Consider the following 20,832-nt stretch of genomic DNA (forward strand, 5'->3'; position numbering starts at 1 on the left):
TCAAATTCGCCCTTGTCGCGGAATTCAAACTCAGCGCCTGGCTGAGGCCATGAATGCAGCCTTCGCAGACTATGTTGTTCCGCTGCATCTGACTGATGCCCAGTTTCATGAAATTACCAACCGTCGCGGGTTCTCCGAGGACCATTCATTCCTGGCAACGGAGGGGGACCGGATCGCCGGCTTCTGGTTTTCGTCGAAACCGGAATCGGAAGTGGGAAACCGTGCCTATTGTCTGTCAGCCGGTGTGATACCTGCCTATCGCCGAAAAGGGCTCTTGCGGCGCTTGTTTGATGCGGTTCTCGACAAGCACATTGAGGATGGGGGTACTGGGCTACAGCTGGAGGTCATTGCCACAAACGAAGCGGCCCTTCGTGGATATGCGAGTTTTGGATATGAGATTGTTCGAGATCTCAATGTTTACAAGCTTGAAAACCCTCATCTTTCTCAAGATGTACCACAGGGCGTGGCCATTCGGGAGATTGAACTTGTGGACCTGCCTGAGGAGTTAAGTTCCTTCTTTGATACGTACCCAACCCGGCAGAACCAGAGATCCGCCATGTCAGCCCTGCCGGGAACAGTTCGAGTTGTCGGGGCCTTTGCAGAGGGGCAAGTGATCGGTTGGCAGGCTGTTTTTCCTGATGGCGCGGCACCAGAACTTGCTGTGCGGCGGGATTGGCGACGACGGGGGGCGTGGGATCTGCCTTGCTGGCCGAGGTCGCCGCTATACATCCAGACAGGTTGATGTTCGTGAATGTTGATGCTGGTTGTGGTTCGATCAACGGGTTTCTCAAATCGCATGGCGCAGAAGTTCTGCTTATTCAGCACGACATGTTTCGAGCCGTTTGACCCTTATGATCCTCGTAAGACGCGAAAAGCCCGCAAACCGTGTTTGCGGGCTTTGGTGGTTTAATAGAGCCAGCGGGGGAGCCATGTGGCGATTGCCGGGAATAGCCAGAGGATCGCGACGGCTGCAATTTGCAGAAGGATGAAAGGGACAACGCCCTTGTAGATCTGACCGGTGGTGATCTCCTTGGGGGCGGCGCCACGGAGATAAAACAGCGAGAAGCCGAAAGGCGGGGTCAGGAAAGATGTCTGCAGGTTGACCGCGATCAGCACCGTTAGCCAGATCGGATCGATCCCCATCAGGATCAGCGGTGGGATCAGAACTGGCAACAGGATCACGGAGATCTCGACGAAGTCCAGAAAGAAGCCCAGCACAAAGACAAACAGCATTGCGAAGATCAGCGCACCTGTTGCTCCGCCCGGCATTTCCTTCAGGATTTCATGAACCCGATCCTCGCCGCCAAGGCCGACAAAGACGAGGCTGAAGAAACTCGCCATGAGGATCGTTGCGAAGATCATCGACGTGACCGTCATGGTCGACAAGAGTGCAGCCTTCAAAAGGCCGTCCCTGATCGCGATCAGCAGAATATGAAGCACGACGCCAAATGCGAACAAGGCAAGACCGGCATAGATCACCGCAAGAATGTAGCCGCCAGCCGATATGTCCGAGCGCTGAAGGCGAACGGGCATGAGTGTTGCGGCAATGGCGAGGATCAACAGCGCAGCTGTCGCCAGTACGATTGTCTTCGTGGATACACCCAGACGGCGACCGGCGAGAAGGATGGCTCCAATCGCTCCGACAGAGGCCGCTTCATTTGGAGAAGCAATGCCGCCGAGGATTGAGCCGAGAACGGCAATGATCAGCAGGATCGGCGGGATGACCGCGCTTGTGATTTCCTCAAAGGTCGGCTTTTCCACCTGCTCTGACATTGCCGGAGCAACCGACGGCGAGATCCAGGCCCGCCCGAGGATGTAGAGGCAGTAGATCAGAACCAGCAGCAGTCCTGGCACCATCGCGGCCGCAAAGGTCTGCCCAACCGAGATGGTTTCGATAGAGAATTTTCCTTGCGCATATTGCGCCTGCTGGAAGGCGTTGGACATGACGTCCGCCAGAATGATCAGCAGTGTGGAAGGCGGAATGATCTGACCCAGCGTGCCTGCCGTGCAGACCATGCCGGAGGCGAGTTTAGGGTCGTAGCCGTTGCGTAACATTGTCGGCAGGGCGATCAGGCCCATTGCGACGACCGTTGCTCCGACAATGCCGGTGGAGGCAGCCAGAAGCGCGCCGACCAGCACCACGGAGACGCCAAGGCCACCGTTCATTCTTCCGAACAGCCGCCCCATCGTTTCGAGCAGATCTTCGGCGATCCTGCTTTTTTCAAGGATGACACCCATCAGGACAAATAGGGGAATTGCAGTCAGGACCGGGTTGGTCAACACGCCGAAGAAGCGTTGGCCCATGGCGCCCATGAATTGCAGATCGAATTGTCCGAGCGCAAAGCCGAGCACAGCAAAGCCCGTGGCGACGCCTGCAATTGTAAAGGCAACCGGGTAGCCCAGCAGGATGAAGGCGACCAGCGCGCCAAACATGAAGAGGTCAAGGGGCAGGGTCATGCCTTTGTCTCCTTCAGGCGGAGAATGTCACGCAGCAAGGCAGCGAGCCCTTGTACGAGAAGCAGGGCGCAGTAGGCGGGAATAAGGCTTTTCAGGAGGAACGAGGCAGGAATGCCGCCAACCGAAATCGGTCCTTCCAGAATAGCCCAGCTACCGCGCACAGACGGCCACGAATACCAGATGAGAACCAGCAAGGCCGGTGTCAGAAGAAACAGGTGACCGAAGATGTCGACAAGCGCCTTTTTACGGGGCGTCATGCCGGAATAGAAGATGTCGACCCGAACATGGCCATTGACCAGAAACGTGTATCCTGCCCCCAGCATGAAAATGGCTGCATGGAAATAAAGAACGCCTTCATCCAGAAAGATGAAGCTGAAGCCAAAGACATAGCGCAGCAGTACGATTGCAAACTGCAGGAGCAGCATGGCCAGAGCGGCCCAGCACAATCCGTGCCCGATGATCTGGTTTATGCGCTCCAATGCGCTCGCCAGCTTTTCCATGGCAAATGGCTTTCTCGTCTTGTCGCAGTGCGAGGGCCGATGCGGAACATCGACCCTCTGATGAGCTTGAGGAAAGGCTTAGTCGTATTTGTAGTCGAGCAAACGGGCGTTCATCTGCCCGTTGTCCGCATACGACATGTAGTCTTTCATCAGCTTGCGATAGGCGAGGAAGCTGTCGGTGATCCGGCGGACCAGTTCGTCCTCATCGGACTTCAGGTCGGCAATCACTTCTCCAGCCGCATTGCCCATGGCCACGATCACGTCGTCCGGCAACTTGCGTACCTGCACACCGTGGTCTGAAACCAGCTGGTTCAGGGCTTGGGCGTGCTTGGTGTTGTACTCGGTCAGCACATCATTGTAGAGGCTGGCGCATGCCTGCGTGACAGCTGCCTTCAGATCGTCCGGAAGGGCATTGAAGGTTTCCAGATTGACGGCGCATTCTTCTGCAGAAGACGGCTCGCCAACGCCCGGCCAGTAGTAGTTCTTGGCAATCTGGTAGTAGCCGAGCGCGCTGTCGGTCCACGGACCAATGAACTCGCCCGCATCCAGAGCGCCGGACTGCAGGGCTTGGAACATGGCCGGGCCGCTCATGGCCTGAACCGCCATGCCAAGCTTGGCACACATTTCCGAGGCAAGACCCGTGGAGCGGAACTTCAGGCCCTTGAGGTCGTCGACCGAGTTGATCTCGTTTCGGAACCAGCCTGCCCACTGCGGGCCGGAGTTGCCGCAAAGGAATGGCTTCAGATTGAAGCGCGCATAGATCTCGTCATAAAGCGCCTGACCGCCACCGTGGATCATCCAGCCGGCCTGTTCGGGTGCGGTGAGACCAAATGGCTGGGAGCCAAACAGCAAGATGCCCTTCGACTTGGAACCCCAATAGGCCGGAACGGCGTGATAGAGATCGGCCGTTCCCTGGCCGACAGCATCAAAAACACCGTTGCCCGGAACGATTTCGCCAGCGGCGAAGAGTTTTACCTCAATACGACCACCGGAAAGGACCGTGATCCGGTCTGCCAGCATCTGGGCTGCAACACCCGGTCCCGGCAGGTTCTTCGGCCACGCGGTGACCATCTTCCACTGACGAATGTCCTGCGCGATTGCAGGAGCTGCCAGCGTGGTCGCCGCTGCACCGATTGCACCGGCTTTCAGAAAATCACGTCTTTTCATCTTAACCTCCCGTTTTGTTTAAAGAAGATGCTCAGTTTCCAAGGATGCCCGGCAATTTCAGGCCCTGCTCGCGGGCACAATCGAGGGCGATGTCGTAGCCTGCATCGGCATGACGCATGACGCCCGTTGCCGGGTCATTCCACAGAACACGTTCAATGCGGCGGGCCGCATCGTCCGTCCCGTCACAACAGATCACCATGCCGGAATGCTGCGAAAAGCCCATGCCGACGCCGCCGCCATGATGGAGCGAGACCCATGTTGCGCCGGAGGCGGTGTTGAGGAGAGCGTTCAGCAGCGGCCAGTCGGAGACAGCGTCCGAACCGTCCTTCATGGCTTCCGTCTCGCGGTTCGGCGAGGCAACGGAGCCGCTGTCCAGATGGTCGCGGCCGATCACGATCGGTGCTTTCAGTTCGCCGGTTCGCACCATCTCGTTGAAAGCAAGTCCGAGGCGGTGGCGCAGGCCAAGACCGACCCAGCAAATGCGGGCCGGGAGCCCCTGAAAGGCAATGCGCTCGCGGGCCATGTCTAGCCAGTTGTGCAGGTGCTGGTCGTCGGGAATGAGTTCCTTCACCTTGGCGTCTGTCTTGTAGATATCCTCCGGGTCTCCGGAGAGCGCGCACCAGCGGAACGGACCAATGCCGCGGCAGAACAGCGGACGAATATAGGCCGGAACAAAGCCGGGGAAGGCGAAGGCATTTTCCAGACCTTCTTCCAGTGCAACCTGACGAATGTTGTTGCCATAATCGAGGGTCGGAACGCCAGCGTTCCAGAAATCGACCATGGCTTGAACGTGAACCTTCATCGAGGCACGGGCAGCCTTTTCGACCGCCTTTGGATCGGATTCGGCCTTGGCGCGCCATTCGGCAACGGTCCAGCCAAGGGGCAGATAGCCGTTGACCGGGTCATGGGCAGAGGTCTGGTCGGTGACGATATCCGGCTTCACGCCGCGCTTGACGAGTTCGGGGAAGACCTCGGCTGCGTTGCCGATCAGGGCGACGGATTTGGCTTCACCGGCCTTTGTCCATCGATCGATCAGCGCTAGGGCTTCGTCGAGGGAGTGGGTTTTTTCATCGACATAGCGGGTGCGCAGGCGGAAGTCAGCGCTCTTTTCATCGCATTCGACGGCGAGGCAGCATGCGCCAGCCATCACAGCCGCCAGAGGCTGGGCGCCGCCCATGCCGCCAAGGCCACCGGTCAGGATCCAGCGGCCCTTCAGGTTGCCTTCATAATGCTGACGGCCAGCTTCCATGAAGGTTTCATAAGTGCCCTGAACAATGCCCTGCGTGCCGATATAGATCCACGACCCGGCGGTCATCTGGCCGTACATGGCCAGACCCTTTTTATCGAGCTCGTGGAAGTGGTCCCAGTTTGCCCAGTTCGGCACCAGATTGGAGTTCGCGATCAGAACGCGCGGCGCGTCCTTGTGGGTCTTGAAGACGCCGACAGGTTTGCCGGACTGAACCATCAAGGTCTCGTCCTCGTTGAGCTCTTTCAGCGCTGCGACAATGCGATCGAAGTCCTCCCAGGTGCGGGCTGCGCGGCCAATGCCGCCATAGACGACCAGCTCATGCGGATTTTCGGCCACATCCGGATGCAGGTTGTTCATCAGCATGCGCAAGGGGGCTTCGGTCAGCCAGGACTTGGTGTTGAGTGTCGTGCCGGTCGGCGGGAAAACGTCTCGTGCGTTGTGGCGGCGATCTACCATGGGTGTGTTCCTTAGGTCTGTCTGGTCGGCTGGCGTCAAAGCCTGGCTGCAAGCTTGTCGAGGGCGGTCAGTATGTCGGCGAGATGCCCGCGCAGTTTCGCGGCCTTTTCCTCGTCGTAAGCAAAGGGAGGCGCTTGGGTTTGAAGATGCGTGGACTGGGCCAGTTCCATCTGGATGGCGTGAACACCGGTTTCCGGCTTGCCATAGTGACGGGTTGTCCAGCCGCCCTTGAACCGCCCGTTCAATACCGAGCTGAAGCCCTCTGCTGCTTCGGTGATGTCAACAACCGTTGTCTCAACCTGCTTGTCGCAGGTCGTGCCATTGTTCGTGCCTGTGTTGAAATCGGGAAGAGTGCCATCAAAGAGATAAGGCACGACCGAGCGGATGGAGTGGCAGTCATAAAGGAGGGCGACGCCATGCTTTTCGCGAACGCGGCTCAGTTCTGCTTCCAGCGCTGCGTGATATGGCGCGTGCCACACCAAACGACGGCTTTCGATTTCCTTTGCATCCGGCTCTTCGCCATCGTGGTAGATGGCCAGCCCGTCAAAGTCGGTGGTCGGGCAGAGCGTTGTCGTATTCTGACCCGGATAAAGGCTCACCCCTTCCGGATCGCGATTGGCGTCGATCACGTAGCGATGAAAATTTGCCCGCACCATTGTGGCTCCGGGCAGAAGACCCGAATAGAGCTTGTCCACGTGCCAGTCGGTGTCGGCGAGCAGCTTCCCGTTGTCATTCAGCTTCGTCCAGATGTCGTTCGGCACGAAGGTTCCTGAATGGGGAACGCCGAGCACGATCGGGCTGTCGCCACGCGTAACCTCAACAGGCTTCATGGCTGTCCCCCAGCTTGATCATCAGATCGGCGGACACTTTGGCGACGATCTTGCGGGAGCGGACCAGATCGGCGGCAACTTCGAGATCCGGCGCCATGTAGCGGTCTTCGGTCAGCGGGGCGACGGTTTCGCGAAGGGTCGCTATGACAGCCTGCAACGGTGCGCTGGTTTTGAGTGGTGCGCGATGCTCCACACCTTCCGCAGCGCAGAGAAGTTCGACGCCCAGAATGTGGGAAAGGTTCTTGTTCATGCGCTCCAGACGCCGTGCGCCATGGGCAGCCATGGACACATGGTCTTCCTGATTGGCGCTGGTCGGGGTCGAATCCGTCGAACAGGGATTTGCAAGATGCTTGTTCTCGCTCATAAGGGCCGCCGTGGTTACTTCGGCAATCATCATGCCCGAGTTGAGGCCGGGGTCTTTTGCAAGAAATGGCGGCAGGTCGAAGGACAGGGTCGGGTCGACCATCAGCGCAATCCGGCGCTGGGAAATCGCGCCGATTTCGGCAATGGCGAGGGCGATCTGGTCTGCGGCAAAGGCGACCGGTTCGGCGTGGAAGTTGCCGCCGGAAACGATGCGGCCCTCATCCACCAGAACGAGCGGATTATCCGTCGCCGCGTTGGCCTCGATTTCTAGTGTGGTTGCAGCCATGCGCAGGAGATCGACGCAGGCACCGGCCACCTGCGGTTGGCAGCGAATGCAGTAGGGGTCCTGAACGCGGGTGTCGCCTTCGCGGTGGCTTTCCCGAATTTCCGAGCCTTCCATGATGTCCCGCATCGACTTGGCGACTTCAATCTGGCCGCGGTGGCCACGAAGGGCGTGGATTTCCGGCAGGAGCGGGGCAGTCGAACCCATGATTGCGTCCGTCGAGAGGCTGGCTGTCACCATGGTTGCCTCGGCAAGACGCCAGGCGTCGAAGAGACCGGTGAGGGCGCAAGCGGTCGAGAACTGCGTGCCGTTGATGAGGCCAAGGCCTTCCTTGGAACCGAGAACCACCGGGGTCAGCCCTGCCTTGGCCAAGGCTTCGCCGCCAGGCATGCGCGCCCCTTCATATTCGGCTTCGCCTTCTCCGATCAGCACGGCCGTCATGTGGGCAAGCGGCGCGAGATCGCCTGATGCGCCGACTGAGCCTTGCGAGGGAATGACCGGTGTGACGTTCTTTTCAAGGCAGGCCTCAATCAGCTCCAGAACCTTGAAGCGAACACCGGATGCGCCGCGTCCTAGCGAGAGCAGTTTCAAGACCATCATGAGGCGCGTGGTTGCCCGGTCCATGGACTCGCCCACGCCGCAGCAATGGGAGAGAATGAGATTGCGCTGCAAGGTCGCAGTTTTCTCCGAGGCGATCTTGACGCTGGCAAGCTTGCCGAAGCCCGTATTCACGCCATAGACGGCGACATCACCGCGAGCTGCTTCCGCAACCCGTTCCGCGGCAAGATCAATGGCCGCCTTTGCGGAACGGTCGATCTGGACAGGTGTTTGCTTGCGATAGATGCGTTCTAGATCCCCGAGAGTGACGGTGCCGGGAACAAGCGTGAGGGTGCTCATCTGGAGCCTCCGAAAATGCGGGTTTCAAGGACGTTGAAGCCGATGCGATAAGAAAGTTCAGCCGGGTGGGAGACATTCCAGACAGCAAGGTCTGCGCGTTTTCCAGCCTCGATAGTGCCGACATTCGTCAATCCGAGTGCCCGTGCTGCCTCTCGCGTCACGCCGGCAAGCGCTTCTTCCGGTGTCATGCGGAACAGCGTGCATCCCATGTTCATGGTCAATAGCAGGGAGGCGAGCGGAGAGGAGCCGGGATTGCAATCGGTGGCGAGGGCAATCGGCACCTTGTGCTGGCGAAGAAGATCCAGCGGCGGGTATTGTGTCTCTCGCAGCGTGTAGAAGGCGCCAGGCAGGAGAACGGCGACGGTGCCGTGTTCTGCCATCGCCTTGACGCCGGTCTCATCGAGATATTCCAGATGATCGGCCGAAAGCGCCTTGCGGGAGGCCGCGAGCGCTGCTCCGCCGAGGTTCGACAGTTGTTCTGCGTGCAGTTTGATCGGCAGGCCGAGGTCGGATGCCTTGTCGAACACACGGGCCATTTGATCTGGCGAGAAGGCAATGCGCTCACAAAAGCCGTCGACTGCATCAACGAGACCTTCTTTATGGGCAGCTGCGAGTGTCGGCAGGCAGACTTCGTCGAGATAAGCGTCCGCTCGGTCCTTGTATTCCGGGGGAACCGCATGGGCGCCAAGGAACGTGGTCAGGACGTGGATCGGCCGGGCTTCCGCGATCTTTCGTGCCACGCGCAGCATGCGAAGCTCGGTTTCGTGGTCGAGACCATACCCGGACTTGATTTCAAGCGTCGTGACGCCTTCGGCGATCAGCGCGTCCACTCGGGTGAGGGCGGATGCGAGCAACTCCTCTTCCGAAGCGCTCCGGGTTGCCGAAACCGTTGAGATGATGCCACCGCCCGCACGGGCGACTTCCTCATAAGTTGCGCCTTGCAGACGCATCTCGAATTCGCGCGCGCGATTGCCGCCAAAAACCACATGGGTGTGACAATCAATCAGACCGGGGGTGATCAACCGTCCGCCAAGGTCTTCCGCTACCAGGGATGAGTGCTCCCCAGGCGTCTCGGTCGCTTTCCCGACCCAGACAATGGTATCCCCATCCAGCACAAGGGCACCGTCCTCGATCAGGCCATACGGCAGGCCGGTCTCTGCTAGTGTGACGATGGAGGCGTTGGTCAGCAGACGTCGGGACAACGGTCGATTCCAAACTTGATTAGATTGCGATAAAAGATAATATGCATGCACATATTAATGTGTCAACGAGGGAAGATCGCCCATGCCTGCTGCAACGCAAACCACGCTTTTCGCGGAACAGGCCCTGTTGCCCGGCGGTTGGGCGAAGAATGTCGCTGTGGATGTGTCAGCGGATGGCCGGATCACCCGTGTTGAATCGAATGCTGAACGGGAGGGGCGCGCAATTGCGGTTTTGCTACCATCCCCAACCAACCTGCACAGCCATGCTTTTCAGAGAGCCATGGCAGGCATGAGCGAACGCCGGGGGCCTGAACCACGCGATACATTCTGGACATGGCGTCAGATCATGTTCCGCTTTCTGGATGTCTTGAGGCCGGAAGATGTGGAAGCGATAGCGGCTTTTGTGCAGATGGAAATGCTGGAGGCCGGCTATTCTGCTGTTGCCGAGTTCCACTATCTGCATCATCAGCCGGGCGGTGTACCCTATGCGTCTCTTGGAGAGTTGTCCGAGCGAATTGTAGCGGCTGCACAAACGACAGGCATTGGTCTGACGCTGCTGCCTGTCTTCTACCAATATGGCGGCCTTGACGGTCGCCCGTTGACGCAAGGGCAGGTGCGTTTTGGCAATGATTTCGAGCGTTTCGCGCGACTTCATCAAGAAGCGGGCAAAGCCCTTCAAGTGCTGCCCAAGGACGCGGTGCTGGGCGTCGCACCTCATTCGCTGCGCGCGGTTTCAACTCATGATTTAGAGCAGGTTGTGGATTATGCCGGAAACGGCCCTGTCCACATGCACTTGGCCGAACAGGTTGCGGAAGTTGACGAAGTTCTTGCGAGTTTGAATCAGCGTCCGGTGGACTGGCTGCTGGACAATCATGATGTGAACGGGCGCTGGTGCCTGATCCATTGTACGCAGATGACCGAGCAGGAAACTGTCCGGCTTGCGCAATCCGGGGCTGTTGCCGGACTTTGCCCGATAACGGAATCCAGCCTTGGCGACGGTATTTTCGACGGCGTTCGTTATCTCGACAATGGAGGACGGTTCGGTGTCGGGTCGGATTCAAACATTCGCATATCCCTCTCCGAAGAACTCAGGACGCTGGAATATTCGCAGCGTCTTCGCGACAAGTGCCGTGCCTCCGTCGCCACGACCGATAGATCGACTGGCCGTGTCCTGTTCGATGGCGCCGTGGCCGGTGGATCACAAGCGGCAGGTCGGGCTTCCGGCAGCGTTTCCAAGGGTCAGTTCGCTGATCTGATCGCGCTCGACGGGACTGCCATTGATCTGGAAGGGCGCATGGGGGATGACGTTCTCGATGCTTTCATCTTTGCGGGGGATGATCGGTTGGTGTCGGAGGTCTGGTCAGCGGGGCGACATGTGGTAACCGGTGGCCGGCATATCCGCGGAGAGGAAATCCGCAACCGCTATCGGGCGACCATGAAGGCTCTGCGCGAGCGGCTGTAAAAAGAGGCAAGGCACGAGTGTCTTTGGCGGAAACCAATTCCTGGACAGGTATTCGCGAGGAATTGCTGCGGCGGATCCATGAACGCGAATGGCAACCGGGCGAACAGATCCCTCACGAGGCAGACCTTGCCGAAGAGTTCGGCTGTGCGCGGACGACGGTCAATCGGGCTCTTCGGGATCTGGCGGAAAGCGGGCTGGTCATCCGCAAGCGCCGTGCGGGTACCCGCGTCGCGCTCAATCCGCCGCAAAAGGCAACGCTGACCATCCCGGTCATTCGGGAAGAGGTTGAGGCGCTGGGCCGGGCGTATCGGCACAGTCTCGTGTTTCGCGAGATGCGGCCCTTGCCGCCGATGTTGCATGGGGCCTTTCAAGTTGCGCTGTCGGACAATGTGCTCTTCCTGAAGACGGTTCATTTCGCCGATGATCGCCCCTTTGCCTATGAAGAGCGTCATATCAATCTGGATGCAGCTCCTGCTGCGCGGGACATGGCGTTTGATACGATCAGCGCCAATGAGTGGCTCGTCCATAACGCGCCCTACAGCCATGGGGACCTGTCCTTGTTCGCCGTCAACGCAACGGACGAACTGGCAGGGGTTCTGGATACGGTGACGGGCGCGGCCCTTTTTGCGCTTGAACGCATCACTTGGACCGGAGATCAACCGATCACGCATGTCAGGTTGGTGTATGCCCCCGGATACCGCATGCGAACCGATATCTGAAGAATCCCTGTCGGTGTTCGCCTCTTTAGCCTCTGCAACTTATGGTCTCGTCTCGTTAGCTGCAGAGAGCCTGTCTCTTGTTAAAAATACAGGCTCCAGTCTCAGGCAATGCCTGCTGGCGACTTGTTTCTGTGAATTTAAGTAAATGAATCGTTTTGCGTTTCACGAGTTTTCTTCCCTTAGGTAAGTTCTGTGTTCATCTGTATATGTTACGGATCAGGGGTTGTGGTCGCTTTTGAGTGCCGGGCCGGTTCTTGAGTTTTCCCAGGCTTGCAGCACAGGGCGAACCGTGCGGTTCAATCAAACGTGGCGGACGGCGAACGCGCCGTTCAGACCGGGGAAGAAAAGAATGCTGAGCGTCCTGTCATGCATCGCGTATGAACACGACCCGTTTTATCTGTCTCTGGCGGTGCTGGTCCTCACGACTGGTGCCTATTTCACCTTGCGCCTTTATGCACGTGTTCGTCGATCAGCCAGTTCTTTGAAGCTGCTCTGGCTTGTCATGGCCGGATTGATTGGCGGGGGAACGATCTGGACAACCCATTTCCTCTCCATGCTCGCCTATGAGAGCGACTTGATACAGGGCTACAGCCTCGGATTGACGATCGTCTCGCTGATTGTCGCGATTGCTGGCGTCTCTCTTGGTTTTCTGGTGTCCGATATCACGGACAGACCCTTTTCCACCGAGATAGGCGGAGCGCTTGTCGGCTTTTCCGTGGCGGCGATGCACTATGTCGGGCTTGCTGCCGTGGAGATTTCAGGCCGTGTGATCATGGAACCCAGCTATGTCGCAGCCTCGGTGTTGCTCGGTGGGTTCTTTTCCGCACTCGTGCTCAACCGTATCTCGAAACAGTGCTCGCGGTTTTGTGGTCATGTCGCTGTGGTGCTCTTTGTCCTTTGCGTGACATCGGTCCACTTCACGTCAATGGCGGGCATCACGATTATTCCTCTTGGCGGGGATGCGGGAGAGGCGCCAATGTTTTCCAAGGGTGTCCTTGGGATTGCGGTTCTTCTCGTGATGGCCCTGCTGTTTCTCTCTGTTTTCATGGCCTACATGATCGACGCCAAAACAGAAGAGGCGACTGACGGCCGGATACATCGCATATTCGAACATGACGCCTTGACCGGGCTCTTGAACCGTCCGGGAATGAACGCCGCGGTTGGCAGAGTGCTTCAACGGGCAACCTCGAGCCCCTCTGCGGCAGCGGTGATCTCCTTCTCGCTGGATCGCTTCCTGGACATTCGCGATGCCCATGGTCAGAAGGCGACTGACAGCATGCTTCGGCATGTTGCGAAAGTCGTGTCCGGTTGCCTCAGCGATAGCGAGCAATTGGGGCGGGTCGGAGATTGCGAGTTTCTGGTTCTTGCAAGCGATGTCTACAGCAAGCGGGAAGTGAATGCGCTTTGCGCCCGTATCGAGGCCGTTTTGGGAACCTCCTTCAAATGGGAAGGCGGGCTCCTGCCTGTCAGGGCAGCCTTCGGTTATGCCTTTTTCCCGTTAAATGCGAGGGAGGCCGTGGAGCTGATCGACAAGGCCGAACAGGCAATGAAATGTGCCAACCGTGCCGGTCCGGGAACAATCACGCCCTACAAGGAGAGCCTTGGCGTGACTGCCAAGGAAAGAGGTACGCTCAGCATTGATCTCAGCCACGCCCATGAGCGCGGCGAGTTGGAGCTCTATTACCAGATCCAGAATAATGTCGCGACGCGAGAAGTGACGGGCGCCGAAGTCCTCCTCAGATGGAAGCATGACACGCTCGGCATGGTGCCTCCTTACAAGTTCATTCCGATTGCCGAGGAAACTGGCCTGATCAACGTCTTTGGCCCCTGGATCCTTCAGGCCGCTTGTGACGAGGCTGCAAGCTGGAAAGCGCCGATCAAGATCGCGGTAAACGTGTCGTCCGTTCAATTGGCCAAGGACGGGTTTGCCGACATCGTGGAGGATGTCCTGCGCAAAAGCGGCCTCAACCCAGCGCGCCTTGAGCTGGAAATCACAGAAAGTGGCCTTCTGGCGGACCGGAACCATGCGATGCAGGTTATCCGAGATCTCAAGAGCCTGGGCGTCGGAATTGCCATGGACGATTTCGGCACCGGCTATTCGTCGCTCGCAACGTTGCAGATGTTCCCGTTCGACAAGATCAAGATCGACCGCGAGTTCGTGAAGGATCTGGGCAAGAACAAGCATTCTGCCGCGATCATTCGCTCAACGATCATTCTGGCCGAGAGCCTCGATATCCCGGTTCTGGCGGAAGGTGTCGAGACAGAAGACCAGCTGGAATTCCTCGCGGCTGAAGGCTGCAACGAGGCTCAGGGCTATCTCTTCGGAAAGCCAGTTCCGGTTGCCGAAATCCGGAAGATCACCAATGCACGGCCCATGCGCCCGCCCTTGTCGCTGGTGAGCTGACGTCCATACGACCTGCCATGATGAAAAAGCTGATGGCTAGCCTTCGCGCTTGTCTGCAGACGGATCGTCAGTACGTTTGTACTTCAAAAGATATGACCAGGCTGCTTGCGCGGTGATTGCAAGAACCAGCACGCCCCATACGGTCTTCTGGTGATAAAACTCCACACCAGCCCACGCCACGCAAAGACTTATCAATGCGATCCGTCGCCACAGGGGGTCGAAAAAGGGATGGGGTTCGGGGGCGAACACGTCGGGAAACTCCTGAAGGCAAAGAAGCAATTGGAAAATGCCATGTGCTATCTGTTTTAAGGCTTTTCAAGGTGCTGGTCCACTCGACCTTCTTCTACCCGTCAAAAATACGCTTGCGTTTCCCGCATGAACGTTCAAATCTGAATGTCGCAAAATGTGATCACAAAAAATCGCATTCCAAGGTTCAGATAAAATCCGGTGCCATGTTTTCTTCTCCAGACCTTCTGACGGCAAATGACACCCCCGGCGTTCACGCCAATTCCTATTATGCGGCCACTGCCAACCGGCAGACGGATTTTCCGCAATTGAAGGGGGAGGTTGCCTGTGACGTCTGTGTGATCGGGGGCGGCTACACGGGGTTGTCGGCGGCCCTGCATCTGTCTGCGCGTGGTTATGACGTTGTGCTGCTTGAAGCCAATCGCGTTGGCTGGGGAGCATCTGGCCGCAATGGCGGACAGGTAGGTCCGGGTCAACGTGTCGGGCAGGAAAGCCTGGAGCGCCGTCATGGCAAGGCGCATGCCCGGGCGCTTTGGGATCTGTCGCTCGATTCCATGAATTTGCTGAGGTCGTTGATCCACGACTACCAGATCGACTGCGACTTTACGCCGGGTCTGGTGGAAGCTGTTCACCGCAAGGACTGGGTGGAAGATGCTCGTGATCATATCGAGCACCTGCGGCTGGTCTATGGATATGACAAACTGGAGTTTCTGGATCAGGACGGCATTCGAGCCTGCGTGAACAGCCCTGCCTATTTCGGCGGGACCATCAATCATGGCTCGGGGCATCTCCATCCGCTCAATCTTGCGCTCGGTCTGGCTGGTGGGGCCGAACGTCATGGAACACGCATTTTCGAAATGTCCCGTGTCCAGAGCTATGAGCAGGGCGACACCGTCACCATTAAGCTGGACGGCGGCACCGTGCGTGCGAAGTATCTGGTGATGGGCTGCAATGGGTATCTGGGCGCCCTCGACGGAGAAACAGCCCGGCACACGATGCCGATCAACAATTTCATCGTGGCGACCGAACCCTTTTCGGAAAGCGAGGCGGAAAACCTCATCGCCTCCCGTCGCGCTGTGGCTGACACCAAGTTTGTGATCAACTATTTTCGCCTGTCTGCAGACCGTCGCCTGCTGTTTGGTGGCGGGGAAACCTATGGCTACAAGTTTCCCGAGGACATCAAGTCCTTCGTCCGCAAACCCATGCTTGAGGTCTTCCCGCAACTGAAGGATGTTCGTCTGGACTACGGTTGGGGCGGTTCGCTGGCCATCACAACCAAGCGGATGCCTTATCTCGCCCGCGTTGCGCCGAATGTCTATTCCGCTTCCGGGTATTCGGGACATGGTGTTGCAATGGCAACTCTTGCCGGTCAGCTTTGCGCCGAGGCCATTGACGGAACCGCGGGGCGGTTTGACGTCTTTGACAAGATCCGCCTTCCGGCCTTCCCGGGCGGAGCGAATTTCCGCTATCCGCTGCTTGTTTTGGCCATGACGTGGTTTGCCATGCGAGACCGACTGGGGATCTGATCATGTCTTTTCAACCTCGCCGGATTGGAAGTTTTTGGGAAGCGTCAGTTGCGGATTTGGTCCGTGACCCGCAGCTGGAAGGCGACCAACAAGCCGAAGTCGCCATTGTTGGCGGCGGCTATGCCGGTCTGAGCGCTGCCTTGAGGCTTGCCTTGCAGGGCATTCGGGTGGTGGTTCTCGAGGCCGAGCATGTCGGCTGGGGGGCATCCGGGCGCAATGGCGGGTTTTGCTGCTATGGCGGAACCAAGAAGTCCGGTCAGGAACTGGCGCGCGCCTATGGTCTGGATGAGGCGCGGAGCTATGTCCGCTATCAGTGCGAGGCAATGGATACCGTTGAAACTCGCCTTGATGACTGGGGGGCGGATGTTGACCGGCATTCAAAGGGTGAAGTCATTCTGGCTCACCGCCCGTCGGACTATCTCGCCTTCGCCGATGAAATCGACTGGACCAACCGCACTTTCGGCCTGAAGCACAGCCTTCTGCGTCCGGAGGAATTGAAAGAGCAGGGGCTGGGCGGAGCTGAGTTTCATGGCGGCTACCGCGTCCATGAGGGATTTGCCCTCAACCCGATGAAATACGTTCTGGCGCTTGCAGAACAGGCGAGAAAAGCGGGCGCTGCAATTCACGGACAAAGTCGAACCAGCCGCCTTCAAAGGGAAGGCGGAGGATGGCGGCTGGAAACAGATCGTGGAAGCGTTCGGGCCAAGAAGGTCATTTTGGCCGGGAACGGGTACCGGGATGAAAACCTGCCGGCTTGGCTCTACGGGCGGACGTTGCCTGTCATGTCGTCCATCCTTGTCACGCGGCCCATGAGCGACGACGAGCTTGCCGCGCAAGGCTGGACGTCAGACCTGATGGCGGCTGACAGTCGTATTCTCCTGCATTATTTCCGCCTGCTTCCCGATCGCCGGTTCCTGTTTGGAACGCGGGGCGGTCTGGTCGAAACCCCGGCGGCGCTGGAGCGCATGTCCAGGAAGGGGCGGGCAGACTTTGAGCGCATGTTCCCGGCATGGGCGGGCGTGGAAACGCAGTACAGCTGGTACGGCCATGTCTGCCTGTCCTGGAACCTCACGCCCTATGTCGGTGCCGTGCCGGAGTGCGAGGGCATCTATACGGCCATGGCCTGGCATGGCAGCGGCATAGCCATGGCCTCTCTTTCGGGGGAGAAAGTGGCCGATCTGGCGCTGGGCCGGATATCTGCGTCCGACATACCGGGCGTCATGCGGACGCCTTTCCGCCGCTTCCCTGTCCCGCCCTTCCGCCTTGCCTATCTTCAGATGGCCTATTGGTGGTATGGCTTGAAGGACAGGATTTGAAATGTGACGAGCCCTTTTGATCATGAAATTTCGAACGGCCCGGCGTGCGGATAGTGAAGCGCTTTGTTCCATTTGCCTGAAGACCGGCGACGCAGGCGCAGATGCCACCACGCTCTATCATGATCCCGACCTTCTCGGCCTGAATTATGCGGCGCCCTATGTCACGGTTCGTGGCGGCTTCGGGTTCGTTGCCGAGGATGAGGAAGGGATCTGCGGTTATGTGGTTGGAACGGCCGATACGACAGCCTTTGAGGCCGCGCTGGATGAAGACTGGTGGCCGGACCTGAAGGCTCGTTTTCCTGTTGACCGGATCGCCAATGGCAAAGGCATGCAGGATGGTGCTCGCATTCGCCATATTCACCAGCCTCCACGCACGCCGGAAGAGCTGCTGGCAGACTACCCGGCGCACATTCACATGAATGTCCTCCCCAGAACACAGGGCAAGGGGGCCGGTTCGCGGTTGCTTTCCCTGTTTCTCGACGAGCTGAAAAACCGCAGCGCGACTGGCGTTCATGCCGGGGTTGCTCCGTCCAACAAAGCCGGGCTGGCCTTCTGGACCAGCAAGAGCCTCGGCATCGTCCGCGATGACCGCCCCGCCACTATCTGGTGTGGCATGCGGCTGTGAGGGTCCGCAAAGCGAATTGTCCTGCGGGCAATTTTGCCGTTGCGGGACCGGGCGGTGCTGTGGTCAACTTCTGGTTCCTGCCTCGTTCCAAAACCGGAAATTCCCATGCCTGCGACCGACCTGACTTCCCTTGATGCTGTTGACCTTTTGGGGCTGATGGAGCGGAAGGAAATTTCCTCTGCCGACGTCATGGACGCGGTTCTGGACCGGATCGAGCAGGTCAATCCGGCAATCAACGCCATTGTCTCCATGCCTGATCGCGAGGCGCTGATGGCAGCAGCGAAGGCGGCTGACAATGAAGCCCGCAAGGGACCGCTGCACGGGCTGCCTTTCGCGGTGAAGGATCTGGTGGAAGTGAAGGGGCTGCGCTCCACCCATGGCTCGCCGATCTTCGCTGATCATGTTCCGGTTCAAGATGACATTCTGGCAGAACGCTTGCGGGCGGCTGGTGCGATCTTTATCGGCAAGACGAACACGCCGGAATTCGGCATGGGGTCCCAGAGCTACAACCCGGTTCACGGGGTGACGCGCAACCCTTACGACACAAGCCGGACGGCGGGCGGTTCATCTGGCGGGGCGGCTGCTGCACTTGCGGCAAGACTGGTGCTGCTGGCCGACGGGTCCGACATGATGGGCTCGCTGCGCAATCCGGCAGCCTTCTGCAATGTTTACGGCTTCCGCCCGACCTATGGCCTTGTACCGGGCGATCCGCGAAAGGAGAGCTTTTTCAATCAGCTGGCAACAGACGGCCCGATGGCGCGTTCCGTTCAGGACCTTGCGCTCTTGCTGGATGTGATCGCCGGCCCCGATCCGCGCCTGCCGCATTCCTATTCCGAGGTTCCTACTTTCTCGGGCAAGCTGGATGCGGATGTGAAGGGCCTTAAGATCGGCTGGATCGGCGACTGGAACGGTCATTATGCGATGGAGCCCGGCGTTCTGGATCTCTGCGAAGCGGCCTTTCCGACACTTGCCGATCTGGGCGCGGAGGTGGAGCCGTTTGCTCCCGCCTTTGCGCCGGAGAAAATCTGGAACTCATGGCTTGCCTTGCGCTCCTTTGCGATCGCAGGAGGCCTGAAGGCGCTTTATGACAATCCGTCAACACGCGAAAAGTTCAAGCCGGAAGCGATCTGGGAAATCGAGCGCGGTCTTGCGCTGTCGGGAACCGAGGTGTTTGAAGCCAGTGTGCTGCGTTCCAGCTGGTACCGTCAGCTTGCCCGCGCCTTCGAGCGGTATGACATTCTGGCCCTGCCGTCGGCTCAGGTGTTCCCGTTTGATGCGGACACCCACTGGCCGCCTGAGATCGCGGGCCGCGCCATGACCACCTATCACCAGTGGATGGAAATCGTCATCCCGGCCTCCCTCGTCGGCCTTCCGGCGCTCAACGTTCCCGTCGGCTTCAATGCATCGGGCTTTCCGATGGGCATGCAGCTGATCGGCCCCAAGGGCGCCGACCTCAAACTCCTCCAACTCGGCCACGCCTACCATCATGGAACAGACTGGGTGACGCGGACACCGGGGGTTTAGGTTCTCATCTTTTGCCTCTGAACTGGATATTATTAGGATGTCATCCCGGCCAAGCGTTCGCGTGAGCCGGGATCGGGGAGTCTCGATGCTTCACTCCGTTCCCGGGCTCGCCGATCCCGCATCAAGTGCGGGATGACATTTTGAGAGTCTGTGCCCACTTGCCGGGCGTTGGTTCCCCTCCCCCTTGTGGGGAGCGGTTAGGGGTGGGGGTGAAGTGCCCGGCACCTCGATCATTGACGTGAGCTGAAAACTTTCAAGATCCCCACCCTAGCCCTCCCCCGTCCGTACACCCACGGGGGGAGGGGATGTGATCGCGCCAGCCCGCCAATCTTGCTCGCCTGACCGTTCAATGGATCCCGGATCGCGCTTTGCTTGTCCGGGATGACGGCCTGAGCGTTTTGCCGGGATCGCGCCCCAGCCTCGATCGTCATCCCCGACTTGATCGGGGATCCACACCGTGATCCTTCCATGAGCACGTCCAGTCGCAGCCGGAAAACGGAATGAACCCAATGGTCAACGCCATGGGATAACGTCAAACACGCGTGTTCCCACTTGCCGGGCGTTGATTCCCCTCCCCCTTGTGGGGAGGGGTTAGGGGTGGGGGTGAAGTGCCCGGAACATCGATCATTGACGTGAGCTGAAAACTCTCAAGACCCCCACCCTAGCCCTCCCCACAAGGGGGAGGGGATGAGATCGCGCCTGCCTGCCAATCCTGCTCGCTTGACCGTTCAATGGATCCCGGCTCGCGCTTTGCTTGTCCGGGATGACAGTCTGAGTGTTTTGCCGGGATCGTGCCCCAGCCTAGATCGTCATCCATGCTGTTCTGCAGATTCTCAAGAATACTGGTGACAGTCGGCTAATAGCGTTGTCCAGCCGGTTGGTTGGCGATAATTCGAATACTTCTAGTTGTTTCGCTTTGTTTTTACACTGGAGTAAAGATTAACTCATGTCACGAAAGACGATTATTTTTGGTAATGGACTGGGCATGGCGCTTGATCCGGCCTTCTTTTCTCTGGACGCAGCAATCGGTCGTGTTTGGGATGATGGTGGCATTATTGATGAGGCGCAAAAGAAGCTCATTCGGGCTTGCCTGCCTGACCGCTGTGAGGATGGTCGTCCGAATGACGAGAGTGACTTGGAGCTTCTGCAGCGTGTGCTCTCGTCCTGTGATTTCTTGAATAGCGTTGGCGATCCCGCGGATGTTCATTGGCTATCCGACATGGGGAAAGATTTCCCAGCCGCTATTCGGAAGTTTATTCATGGTGTTGCCTGCTCTTTTCATGTTGATGAGAAGAAACTTCCAGATGTATTTCTGGAATCTCTATGTGCCTTTATCAGGGACTCCAGATCGCACGTTGCGACCTTGAACTACGACCGGTTATTGTATGATGGATTTAATAGCAAAAAAGTTTGCGATGGATATGGCGGAAGCTTGATTGATGGCTTCTGGGGTACGGGTTTTGCTGCCGAAAACTTGGAACGTAAATATGATAGGCGTTTAGGATGGTATCTTCACCTCCATGGTTCGCCGCTTTTTTATGATGAAGAAGGAGCTGGACACCCGCAAAAACCCAATGATTTTGGCTTGGCCTTTTAGGAGCAGCCG

Annotated in this window: 17 protein-coding genes; 9 read left to right on the forward strand and 8 right to left on the reverse strand. The window is 58.3% G+C overall.

The features are described from left to right. Window positions 1–49 precede the first annotated feature (49 nt). Complete coding sequence (locus F0155_RS18375; protein WP_161599837.1) at window positions 50–742, forward strand: GNAT family N-acetyltransferase; 693 nt, start codon at window positions 50–52, stop codon at window positions 740–742. Window positions 743–906: 164 nt separating this feature from the next. On the opposite strand, the gene F0155_RS18380 is transcribed toward F0155_RS18375, so the two are convergent. The 7 genes from F0155_RS18380 to hutI all read right to left on the reverse strand — a co-directional run bounded on the left by F0155_RS18380 (window position 907) and on the right by hutI (window position 9,404). After that, a complete protein-coding gene (locus F0155_RS18380; protein ID WP_150526016.1) occupies window positions 907–2,457 on the reverse strand; it encodes a TRAP transporter large permease in 1,551 nt (516 codons plus the stop codon). Further along, window positions 2,454–2,957, reverse strand: coding sequence for a TRAP transporter small permease subunit (locus F0155_RS18385; RefSeq protein WP_150526017.1), 504 nt, complete (start codon window positions 2,955–2,957; stop codon window positions 2,454–2,456). The genes F0155_RS18380 and F0155_RS18385 overlap by 4 nt, the downstream gene beginning before the upstream one ends. Window positions 2,958–3,035: 78 nt before the next feature. Continuing rightward, complete coding sequence (locus F0155_RS18390) at window positions 3,036–4,124, reverse strand: TRAP transporter substrate-binding protein (protein ID WP_150526018.1); 1,089 nt, start codon at window positions 4,122–4,124, stop codon at window positions 3,036–3,038. 31 nt (window positions 4,125–4,155) lie between these two features. Next, complete coding sequence (hutU, locus tag F0155_RS18395; RefSeq protein ID WP_150526019.1) at window positions 4,156–5,829, reverse strand: urocanate hydratase; 1,674 nt, start codon at window positions 5,827–5,829, stop codon at window positions 4,156–4,158. Window positions 5,830–5,864: 35 nt separating this feature from the next. Beyond that, window positions 5,865–6,659, reverse strand: coding sequence for an N-formylglutamate deformylase (gene hutG, locus F0155_RS18400; protein WP_150526020.1), 795 nt, complete (start codon window positions 6,657–6,659; stop codon window positions 5,865–5,867). Beyond that, complete coding sequence (gene hutH, locus F0155_RS18405; RefSeq protein ID WP_150526021.1) at window positions 6,646–8,202, reverse strand: histidine ammonia-lyase; 1,557 nt, start codon at window positions 8,200–8,202, stop codon at window positions 6,646–6,648. Before hutH ends, hutG begins: the two co-directional genes overlap by 14 nt. After that, window positions 8,199–9,404 carry an imidazolonepropionase gene (gene hutI / locus F0155_RS18410; RefSeq protein WP_150526022.1) on the reverse strand — a complete coding sequence of 402 codons (1,206 nt, stop codon included), beginning with the start codon at window positions 9,402–9,404 and terminating at the stop codon, window positions 8,199–8,201. The genes hutH and hutI overlap by 4 nt, the downstream gene beginning before the upstream one ends. A gap of 82 nt (window positions 9,405–9,486) precedes the next feature. On the opposite strand from hutI, the gene F0155_RS18415 reads away from it, so the two are divergent. The 3 genes from F0155_RS18415 to F0155_RS18425 all read left to right on the forward strand — a co-directional run bounded on the left by F0155_RS18415 (window position 9,487) and on the right by F0155_RS18425 (window position 13,989). Continuing rightward, window positions 9,487–10,866: a formimidoylglutamate deiminase gene (locus tag F0155_RS18415; protein WP_150526023.1), complete on the forward strand. Its 1,380-nt coding sequence runs from the start codon at window positions 9,487–9,489 to the stop codon at window positions 10,864–10,866. A gap of 17 nt (window positions 10,867–10,883) precedes the next feature. Further along, a complete protein-coding gene (locus F0155_RS18420; RefSeq protein WP_150526024.1) occupies window positions 10,884–11,585 on the forward strand; it encodes a histidine utilization transcriptional repressor HutC in 702 nt (233 codons plus the stop codon). Window positions 11,586–11,934: 349 nt separating this feature from the next. Beyond that, entirely contained in the window at window positions 11,935–13,989 is a 2,055-nt protein-coding gene (locus F0155_RS18425; protein WP_150526025.1) for a putative bifunctional diguanylate cyclase/phosphodiesterase, read from the forward strand. Between the two features lie 36 nt (window positions 13,990–14,025). Here F0155_RS18425 and F0155_RS18430 read toward each other — a convergent pair whose 3' ends face one another. Then, window positions 14,026–14,238: a hypothetical protein gene (locus tag F0155_RS18430; protein ID WP_150526026.1), complete on the reverse strand. Its 213-nt coding sequence runs from the start codon at window positions 14,236–14,238 to the stop codon at window positions 14,026–14,028. Between the two features lie 203 nt (window positions 14,239–14,441). Here F0155_RS18430 and F0155_RS18435 point away from each other — a divergent pair, with 203 nt between their 5' ends. From F0155_RS18435 to F0155_RS18455, 5 genes are all read left to right on the forward strand, one after another. After that, window positions 14,442–15,761 (forward strand): NAD(P)/FAD-dependent oxidoreductase, encoded by a 1,320-nt coding sequence (locus F0155_RS18435; protein WP_150526027.1) that lies wholly within the window; start codon window positions 14,442–14,444, stop codon window positions 15,759–15,761. A gap of 2 nt (window positions 15,762–15,763) precedes the next feature. Continuing rightward, entirely contained in the window at window positions 15,764–17,077 is a 1,314-nt protein-coding gene (locus F0155_RS18440) for an NAD(P)/FAD-dependent oxidoreductase (RefSeq protein WP_150526028.1), read from the forward strand. 22 nt (window positions 17,078–17,099) lie between these two features. Then, entirely contained in the window at window positions 17,100–17,702 is a 603-nt protein-coding gene (locus tag F0155_RS18445; protein WP_150526029.1) for a GNAT family N-acetyltransferase, read from the forward strand. Between the two features lie 105 nt (window positions 17,703–17,807). Then, window positions 17,808–19,226 carry an amidase gene (locus F0155_RS18450; protein ID WP_192913841.1) on the forward strand — a complete coding sequence of 473 codons (1,419 nt, stop codon included), beginning with the start codon at window positions 17,808–17,810 and terminating at the stop codon, window positions 19,224–19,226. Window positions 19,227–20,172: 946 nt separating this feature from the next. Continuing rightward, window positions 20,173–20,823 carry a hypothetical protein gene (locus F0155_RS18455; protein ID WP_150526031.1) on the forward strand — a complete coding sequence of 217 codons (651 nt, stop codon included), beginning with the start codon at window positions 20,173–20,175 and terminating at the stop codon, window positions 20,821–20,823. The last annotated feature ends 9 nt before the right edge of the window (window positions 20,824–20,832 follow it).

The sequence above is a fragment of the Roseibium sediminis genome, assembly GCF_008711325.1.
Taxonomy (GTDB): Bacteria; Pseudomonadota; Alphaproteobacteria; order Rhizobiales; family Stappiaceae; genus Roseibium; species Roseibium sediminis.

Bases quoted from the DNA above. Each gene is read 5' to 3' on its own strand.
- F0155_RS18380 (WP_150526016.1), bottom strand. From the start codon at position 2,457: ATGACCCTGCCCCTTGACCTCTTCATGTTTGGCGCGCTGGTCGCCTTC.
- F0155_RS18375 (WP_161599837.1), top strand. From the start codon at position 50: ATGAATGCAGCCTTCGCAGACTATGTTGTTCCGCTGCATCTGACTGAT.
- hutG (WP_150526020.1), bottom strand. From the start codon at position 6,659: ATGAAGCCTGTTGAGGTTACGCGTGGCGACAGCCCGATCGTGCTCGGC.
- F0155_RS18425 (WP_150526025.1), top strand. From the start codon at position 11,935: ATGCTGAGCGTCCTGTCATGCATCGCGTATGAACACGACCCGTTTTAT.
- F0155_RS18390 (WP_150526018.1), bottom strand. From the start codon at position 4,124: ATGAAAAGACGTGATTTTCTGAAAGCCGGTGCAATCGGTGCAGCGGCG.
- hutU (WP_150526019.1), bottom strand. From the start codon at position 5,829: ATGGTAGATCGCCGCCACAACGCACGAGACGTTTTCCCGCCGACCGGC.
- F0155_RS18435 (WP_150526027.1), top strand. From the start codon at position 14,442: ATGTTTTCTTCTCCAGACCTTCTGACGGCAAATGACACCCCCGGCGTT.
- F0155_RS18455 (WP_150526031.1), top strand. From the start codon at position 20,173: ATGTCACGAAAGACGATTATTTTTGGTAATGGACTGGGCATGGCGCTT.
- hutH (WP_150526021.1), bottom strand. From the start codon at position 8,202: ATGAGCACCCTCACGCTTGTTCCCGGCACCGTCACTCTCGGGGATCTA.
- F0155_RS18445 (WP_150526029.1), top strand. From the start codon at position 17,100: ATGAAATTTCGAACGGCCCGGCGTGCGGATAGTGAAGCGCTTTGTTCC.
- F0155_RS18440 (WP_150526028.1), top strand. From the start codon at position 15,764: ATGTCTTTTCAACCTCGCCGGATTGGAAGTTTTTGGGAAGCGTCAGTT.
- F0155_RS18415 (WP_150526023.1), top strand. From the start codon at position 9,487: ATGCCTGCTGCAACGCAAACCACGCTTTTCGCGGAACAGGCCCTGTTG.
- F0155_RS18385 (WP_150526017.1), bottom strand. From the start codon at position 2,957: ATGGAAAAGCTGGCGAGCGCATTGGAGCGCATAAACCAGATCATCGGG.
- F0155_RS18450 (WP_192913841.1), top strand. From the start codon at position 17,808: ATGCCTGCGACCGACCTGACTTCCCTTGATGCTGTTGACCTTTTGGGG.